Source organism: Gemmatimonadota bacterium, assembly GCA_016209965.1.
Classification (GTDB): Bacteria; Gemmatimonadota; Gemmatimonadetes; order Longimicrobiales; family RSA9; genus JACQVE01.
Window position 1 is genome coordinate 1 of the sequence record JACQVE010000035.1, and the last position, 7,678, is coordinate 7,678.

Here is a 7,678-nt window from a genome sequence, read left to right on the forward strand (position 1 = left end):
AGAGGCGGTGCAGCTCACCGGCATCGCCGGGAGCGCCGTCCGCGGCCTGCAGCAGCACAGACAATCGCTGGACGGCGTTGTTGGCTTCCGCGAGGAAGAATTCGCGCACGGTCGGCACGGCTACGGACCCGCAAGCGGGCCCGAGGAACGGGCCCGCCAGATCAGTTCCTGCATTTCCCGCACGGCGCTCTCCATGCCCACGAAGAGCGCGCGACTGACGATGCTGTGTCCTATGTTCAGCTCTTCGATCTCCGTGATGCGTGCGACGCCTGCGACATTTTCGTACGTCAGCCCGTGTCCCGCATGCACGTCCAGCCCCAGCGAACGGCCCAGTGCGGCCGCCCGCCGCAGCCGGCCGAGCTCTTCCGCCGCCCCGGCCGATGCGGCGGCGCTGGCAGCAGCACGAGGGGACTCCGCCGCGCCGGAAGCCGGGCGGAAACGGAGCGCGTACTCACCCGTGTGCAGCTCCACCGCCTGCGCACCTGCGGCGGCGGCGGCCCGCAGCGCCTCGGCATCGGGATCGATGAAGAGCGAGGTCCGGATCCCGGCGGCCGAGAGCTGCGCGACCGCCTCGGCAACCCGGCGCCGCTGCTCCACGTCCTGAAGCGCCAGTCCCCCCTCCGTTGTCACTTCGGCACGCCGCTCGGGCACCAGCGTCGCCTCCATGGGCCGCAGCTCGAGGGCCAGCGCCACCACATCGCTGGCCGCGGCCAGTTCCAGGTTCACGCCCGTCCGGACCGTGGCCATGAGGTGCCGCAGGTCCCGCTCCTGGATGTGGCGTCGGTCCTCGCGGACGTGCACCGTGATACCGTCTGCCCCACCCAGCTCTGCCAGCACGGCGATGCGCACCGGGTCCGGCTCGTCCGTGCGCCTCGCCTGCCGGACCGTCGCCACATGGTCGATGTTGACGTGCAGCCGCATCATTCGCCTGCCAGCAAGGATTCCAGCTCTGCGGCGCGTGTCGCATCGAGCCCCGCAGCGCGGGCCAGCCGCAGCGTGGCACGGCCGAGCGCGCAATATAAGCCCCGCTCTTCGGCCGACAACCGCGCCAGGTGCAGCCGCACCGTATCAGTATCGCCGCGCGCGATCGGCCCCGTCAGCGCGGCGGCTAGGCCCAGTCGCTCGAGGCTGTCGAGCGAGCCGCGGAGCAGCGGGAGAAGACAAGGCAACGCCTCCCCCGGCTCGACCCCCGCCCGCTCGAGCAGCCCGGCCGCCGTCGCCGTCAGGCTGACCAGGTAGTTGGAAGCAAAGACGGCCGCCGCGTGATACACCGGCCGCAGCATGGGCGGGATGAGCAGCGCGTTCCCCTCGAGTGCCGTCACCAGCCGGCGGGCGGCCGCCAGGCTGACCGGGTCACCGGCCAGGGCGAAGGCAGCGCCAACCAGCGGGTCGCCGGTCGACCAGCGGTCGGCAATAGTCTGGAGGGGGTGCAGTGAGCCGATGGCATACCCCACGCGATGCAGCGGTGCCAGCACGTCTGTCGAGAGGGCGCCGGCCAGGTGCAGCGCGGCGCAGCCATCGGGCGCAGGGCCGATCTGCGCCAGATCGTAGGCCACTTCGGCAAGGGCGTCGTCCGGCACGGCCAGAATCACGGCGTTCGTGCCGGCAGGTACGAGCTGCAGCCCCGGGCGGTACTCGGCCGTGCCCTCGAAGAGCGGGTGCGGCGGCGGCTCCAGGTCCCGCCCGTAAAAGATCAGTCGTTCAACCGCATCCGAGCGGACCAGCGCGGCGCCCAGGGCCAGTCCCATACGACCCGGGCCGACAATGACCAGATGCTCGCTCACGCCACGCCGATAATCTGCACTCCGCTCCGGCGTTCCAGCCGCCGCAGCGCCGGGTTAGGCAGGCGGGCCAGCAGGTCAACCGTGGCGCCGTGCTCTTCGCGCCGCAGCACCTCCCCTTCCCGGTACACCGCGGCCAGCGCCTCGCCGTCCGCGGAGGGAATAAGCACGCGCACCTGCGGGCGCTCGCTACAGAGCTCGATGCGGAGCTGTTGCCGCAGCTCCTCTACGCCGCCGGGCTCGACCGCTGAGGCGAACACGCTCGGCTCCGGATGCAGCGCAGCCACCCGCTCGCGGAACGCCGCCTCCTCCGCGTGCGTCAGCCGGTCCACCTTGTTGAAGACCAGGGCCATGCGCCGGTTGCGCAGGCCGAAGGCCTCCAGCACCTCCTCGACAACCTGCTTCTGCTCCTCCCAGACGGGGTGCGAGGCATCAATCACGTGCAGCAGCAGGTCCGCCTGCATCGACTCTTCGAGCGAGGCGCGGAAGGAGGCCACCAGGTGGTGCGGCAGCTTGCGAATGAAGCCGACCGTGTCGGTGACCAGCGCTCGGGCGCCGCCTACATCGACCGCCCGCGTCGCCGGATCCAGCGTGGCGAAGAGCCGGTCTTCGATAAAGAGCTCGGCCCCGGAGAGTGCCCGCAGGACCGACGACTTGCCCGCATTCGTGTAGCCGACGAGCGCCGCCGTGAACTCGCGCGAGCGCGCCTTGCGCTGCGTGGCGCGGCGGCGGCCCACCATGTCCAGCTTCTGCCGGAGATCACGGATCCGCCGCTTGATGATCCGACGGTCCGTCTCGAGCTGGGTCTCGCCCGGGCCCCGCAGCCCGATGCCGCCGCGAATGCGCGAGAGGTGCGTCCACATGCGCTTGAGCCGGGGCAGCAGGTACTCGAGCTGCGCCAGCGAAACCTGCATCTGGGCTTCGGCCGTGCGCGCGCGCGTGGCAAAAATGTCCAGGATCAATTCCGTCCGATCCATGACCCGCACGCCCAGGAAGTCCTCAAGATTCTTCCCCTGCGCCGGCGCTAGCTCCTCGTCAAAAATGACGAGCTCCGCCGCCGCGTACTCGAGCCTGCCCTTCAGCTCCTGCGCCTTGCCTTCGCCGATGTAGTACTTGGGGTGGGGTGCATCCAGCCGCTGCCGGAGCGTTAGAGCCACCTGCGCGCCCGCAGTGTCCGCCAGCCTGGCCAGCTCGGTGAGGTGCTCCTCGGCCGCAGCCAGCGCCATGTCCTTGGTGGGCGCCGCCACCAGGACGGCGCGTTCCGGCCGCGCTTCCAGAGAAATGGGTTGGACTATGACTAACTCCTGGTTTTCCGGAACTGGTGAGCGGATGAAGCTCCCGTCCTTTACCCCACCCGGAGCGGGCGGGTTCGCGCCCCCATCGGTTACCGCACCCCCGCCAGCGACACTGTCCCCTGCCGCCGGTACGGCACCTCGCTGCGCACCGGCTTCTTGATCGTGACCACGCCGCGTACGCGGTAGTCGAACGTGCCCGTCTCGATGATGGACCGGATCGCGCCGCCCACGCCGCTGTAAGTGAAACGCACGGGAATCGCGACCATCGCGCTGTCGTGACTCTCGACCTTCACTTCCTCAGGGAACGAGCCCGCAGCGAAGTCTACCCAGCCGTCCCGGCCGCCCGGATCGCTGAACTCCAGGTCGTACGTCAGGCCGGCCGTCTCCAGGGAAAACCGGTTCGGGTTGATCACCTGGAGCTCGACGTAGAGCAGCCCACCCTCGAGGCCGATGCCTCCCAGGCGAACGCCCGCCATGTGCACCTCGGGCGCCCTCATACTGAGACTGCAAGCCGCCAGCAGCGCGCCGGCAGCGGCCGCGCCGGCCGCCAGCCGCGCGCGACGGCAAGCCAGGGCCGGCCGCCCGGCGCCCCCAATTTCAAGCTCCGCTCTCATGCCCCTCAATCACTCCTGTTCGCGTCCCGGCTGCGGCTTGGGCGGCGCACCCGGACCCCTGTCCGGCGCCGCCGCCGACGGATTCGCCGAGCCGCCGGCATCGCGATCCGCCAGCTCGGGGCCAGCATGGCCGGCGGAAGCCCGCTCCTGCAGCTCGCGCCACCAGGCCAGCCGCCGCGCGATCCGCTGCTCGTAGCCGAAGCGGCTGGGCTCGTAAAACGTCCGCCCGCTCAGCCGCTCGGGCAGGTACTCCTGAGGCAAGTAGTGCTCCTCGGCGTCGAAAGCGTAACGGTACCCGCGGCCGTATCCCAATTCCTTCATCAGCCGCGTGGGCGCGTTGCGCACGTGCAGCGGCACGGGCTCGGCGGGCGTTTCGCGGGCCGCCTCCATCGCCCGGCTCATGGCCTCGTACACGCGGTTCGATTTCGGTGCCGTCGCCAGGTATACTGCCGCCTCGGCCAGCGCCAGCTCGCCCTCCGGCGAGCCCAGGAAATGGTAGGCGTCCCGGCAAGCCAGCGCGACGGCCAGCGCCTGCGGGTCCGCCAGCCCAATGTCCTCCACTGCCATGCGCACCAGCCGGCGCGAGATGTAGAGCGGATCCTCACCCGCATCCAGCATGCGCGCCAGCCAGTACAGCGCGCCCTGCGGATCGCTACCCCGCACCGCCTTGTGCAGTGCCGAGATCAGGTTGTAATGCTCCTCGCCCCCCTTGTCGTAGCGCGGCAGTCGACGCTGCAACGCCTCGGCCGCCGCCGCCGCGGTGATCCGGCCGCCCGTACCCACCAGCGCGGCGGCGGCCTCGAGCGCGTTCAGTGCCCGGCGCGCATCGCCGTCCGCCTGCCGCGCCAGCAGCGCCAGGGCATCGCTCTCCAACTCGAGCTGCCGCCCGCCCAGGCCGCGCTGAGCGTCGGCGAGGGCGCGGCGCAGAATGCTCTCCAGGTGCTGGGGCTCGAGGGGCTGCAGCACGAAGACGCGCACACGGCTGAGCAGAGCGCCGATCACCTCGAAGGACGGGTTCTCCGTCGTCGCCCCGATCAGCGAGACGGTTCCCGCTTCGACGTGCGGCAGGAAAGCGTCCTGCTGGGCCTTGTTGAAGCGGTGGATCTCGTCGCAGAAGAGGATGGTCCGCCGCCCTGTCGCCTGCAGCCGTGTGGCGGCCTCGCGGATGATCTCGCGCACCCGCGGCACCCCCTCCGTCACCGCACTGAAGCGCACGAATTCCGCCTGCGTGCGCTCCGCGATGATACGGGCCAGCGTTGTCTTCCCGCTGCCCGGCGGGCCCCACAGGATCAGGCTGCCCGGCTCGTCCTGCTCGATCAGCTCGCGCAGCGCCTTGCCCGGCCCCAGCACGTGCTCCTGGCCCGCGAACTCGTCCAGCGTGCGCGGCCGCATGCGCGCCGCGAGCGGAGCCAGCGGCCCCTCCTCAAAGGCTGGCGCGCGCCCGCCGCCCGCTGCATCCGGGAAAAGGCTCAGCTCGCTCATACGCCCGCCGGCAGCAGCAGCCGGGCCAGGTAGAAGATGACGACGCCCAGGAACACGGCGCCCGGGACGAACCACCCCGGCTGGCGCTGCGACTCGGGGATCAGGTTCGAGGCCGCCACGTAGATCGTGACGCCGGCCGCCAGCCCCAGCCCGTAGTTGGCCAGCACGTCCAGGGCGGGGGTGGTGAGCGCGCCCAGCACGGTGGCAGCGCCGATCAGCGCGACCCCGCCCAGTGCCTGGGCCGCGGAGCTGCCACTGACCATCATGACGCTGGCCAGCGACATGCCCGTGGGCACCTTGTGCAGCAGTACCGCGCCGAAGATGAGGAGCCCCAAGTCTGCCGTCACCGCGAACCCGCCGCTGATCGCCACCCCATCAAAGAAGGAATGGGGCAGCAGCCCGATCAGCGCCCAGACGCCGATGCCGCGCGAGACCATGGCCTCCTTGTGAGTCTCCTCACCGAAATGGAAGTGCGGCGTCAGCGTGTGCTGCGTGAGGTGCACCGCCAGGTAGCCGGCCAGCACAGCCGTGAGGCCGCCGCCGTGCGCCATGGCGGCGGGCAGCATTTCCAGCACGGCCACGGCCAGCATGAAGCCGGCGCCGAACGCCGTGAGCACGTGCAGCATGAGCGGCGTGCGCCGGCCGCCGGCGGCCACGATCCAGCCGCCGATCACGTCGGCAACGCCTGCCACAGCGGCATAGAGCACCGCGATCATGACAGCGGCCACTCCTGCCGGACCAGCTCGAGCAGCGCCTCCCGCGTGTTGAGCTCCGGCTTCTCCACCACGCGCTCGAGCAGCGCCTGCAGGATCTCACGGAACTGGGGCCCGGGCTCCAGGCCCAACGCCTTCAGGTCCTGCCCGCCCAGGGCCAGCTCACTGAGCGTGAGGGGCGGATGCTGCTGCAGCACGCCGCGCGCCTTTCGCCAGCGCTCGAGCAGGTCGTCCGGCCGGCGGCCGGCGTGCGCGGCATTGGCCCGCCACAACCCGAAGCGCAGGCGGAACAGGTCGTTCACCAGCTCCGGCGGCACGTGCAGCAGCCAGCGGCGGATGCCGGCAGGCGGCGCATCGGGGGGGAACAGATCGGACTGCTGGCGGACCAGTCGCGACACGCGATCCGTGTCCGCATTGGAGGCCTTGAGACGACGCAGGAGCTGCTCCGCCAGGCGCCCACCCAGCGCCTCGTGCCCCGTGAAGCGCCAGCCGCCGCGCAGGTCGCGCGTCCGCGCCACGGGCTTGCCCAGGGCGTGGAGCAGTGCCGCCATCCGCACCAGCGGGCGGGCCGGCGAGACGGCGTCCACCGCCAGCACGCTCTCCGTCCAGGCGTCGTGGGCATGGCCCGCGTCCGGATCGAGGCCGACCAGCGCCTCGAGCTCGGCATAGAGCAGGGGCAGCACGCCGGCGGCCGCATACAGCGAGAGGGCGGCCGAGGCGCGCCGCGTCTTGGTCAGGATCTTCCACAACTCCTCGCGCACGCGCTCGGCCGAGAGCCGCTCGAGCTGCGGCGTTGCCGCCGTCAGCGCGCCCCAGGTGGCGGGCTCGATCTCGAGCAGGAAATGGCCGGCAAAGCGGAGGGCGCGCAGCACGCGCAGGTAGTCCTCGGCAAAGCGGTCCGCGGGGTCGCCAACAGTGCGCAGCAGGCGACTCCGCAGGTCGCCCCAGCCGCCGAATGGGTCGCGCAACTCGCCGGTCAAGGGGTGCCAGGCCAGAGCGTTGAGGGTGAAGTCGCGGCGGGCCAGGTCCTCCTCGATACTGTCCGCGAACTCGACCACGGCGTGGCGGCCGAAGGTCTCGATGTCGCGCCGGAACGTCGTGACCTCGTAGAGCAGGCCGTCCCGAGCCAGCACGCCCACGGTCCCGTGCTCGATGCCGATGGGCACGGTGCGGCGGAACAGCCGCCGCACCTCCTGCGGCCGGGCGAGTGTGGCCAGGTCCCAGTCGCCAGCCGGGCGGCCGAGCGCCGCATCGCGTACCGCGCCGCCCACCGCCCAGGTTTCGAACCCGGCCTCCTCCAGGCGCCGAGCGATCTCCCGTACCGCCGCCGGGGGGTGGAGATCCAGCGTCTGGGCTAACCGCAAAGCACAGCGCCGCCGTTCACGTTCAGTACCTCGCCCGTAATGTGGCGAGCCAGGTCGGAGCAAAGGAAGAGGATAGGGCCGGCGACGTCGTCCGCACTGGCCACTCGCCCCAGCGGGATGCCCGCCTCGATGCGGGCCCGGCCGCCGCCGGCGTAGGGCAGGGCCGCCATTTCGGTATCGATCCACCCCGGCGCCACGCAGTTCACCGTGATGCCGCGGGGCGCCAGTTCGACGGCCACGCCCTTCACCAGCGAGATGATCGCACCCTTGGTTGCCGCGTAGTCCGCGTGCCCCGCCTCGCCTCGTTGCCCGGCCGTCGAGCTGACCAGTACAACGCGCCCGCCATCCGCCAGCAGCCGAGTGGCCGCCCGGGTCGTGTAGAAGATGGCATCCAGGTTCACGGCCAGGGTGCGCCGCCACTGTGCCGCC

Annotated in this window: 8 protein-coding genes; all 8 read right to left on the bottom strand. The window is 71.2% G+C overall.

The genetic code is table 11. From position 1 onward, the window contains the following. Positions 1-120: 120 nt before the first annotated feature. Positions 121-924 (bottom strand): pyridoxine 5'-phosphate synthase, encoded by an 804-nt coding sequence (locus tag HY703_01635; GenBank protein ID MBI4543880.1) that lies wholly within the window; start codon positions 922-924, stop codon positions 121-123. Then, positions 921-1,784 (bottom strand): DUF2520 domain-containing protein, encoded by an 864-nt coding sequence (locus tag HY703_01640; GenBank protein ID MBI4543881.1) that lies wholly within the window; start codon positions 1,782-1,784, stop codon positions 921-923. Before HY703_01640 ends, HY703_01635 begins: the two co-directional genes overlap by 4 nt. Continuing rightward, on the bottom strand, positions 1,781-3,007 hold the full coding sequence (gene hflX, locus HY703_01645; GenBank protein ID MBI4543882.1) for a GTPase HflX: 1,227 nt from the start codon (positions 3,005-3,007) through the stop codon (positions 1,781-1,783). Before hflX ends, HY703_01640 begins: the two co-directional genes overlap by 4 nt. Before the next feature lie 158 nt (positions 3,008-3,165). Then, on the bottom strand, positions 3,166-3,573 hold the full coding sequence (locus HY703_01650; GenBank protein MBI4543883.1) for an LEA type 2 family protein: 408 nt from the start codon (positions 3,571-3,573) through the stop codon (positions 3,166-3,168). A 126-nt stretch (positions 3,574-3,699) separates the two neighbouring features. After that, a complete protein-coding gene (locus tag HY703_01655; GenBank protein ID MBI4543884.1) occupies positions 3,700-5,172 on the bottom strand; it encodes a replication-associated recombination protein A in 1,473 nt (490 codons plus the stop codon). Next, the gene (locus tag HY703_01660) at positions 5,169-5,888 is read right to left on the bottom strand and encodes a ZIP family metal transporter (GenBank protein ID MBI4543885.1); all 720 of its coding nucleotides are present in this window, start codon (positions 5,886-5,888) and stop codon (positions 5,169-5,171) included. Before HY703_01660 ends, HY703_01655 begins: the two co-directional genes overlap by 4 nt. After that, positions 5,885-7,249 carry an HD domain-containing protein gene (locus HY703_01665; GenBank protein ID MBI4543886.1) on the bottom strand — a complete coding sequence of 455 codons (1,365 nt, stop codon included), beginning with the start codon at positions 7,247-7,249 and terminating at the stop codon, positions 5,885-5,887. Before HY703_01665 ends, HY703_01660 begins: the two co-directional genes overlap by 4 nt. Further along, on the bottom strand, positions 7,240-7,678 hold a 439-nt coding region (locus tag HY703_01670; protein MBI4543887.1), incomplete at its 5' end, for an SDR family oxidoreductase. The genes HY703_01665 and HY703_01670, both read right to left, overlap by 10 nt.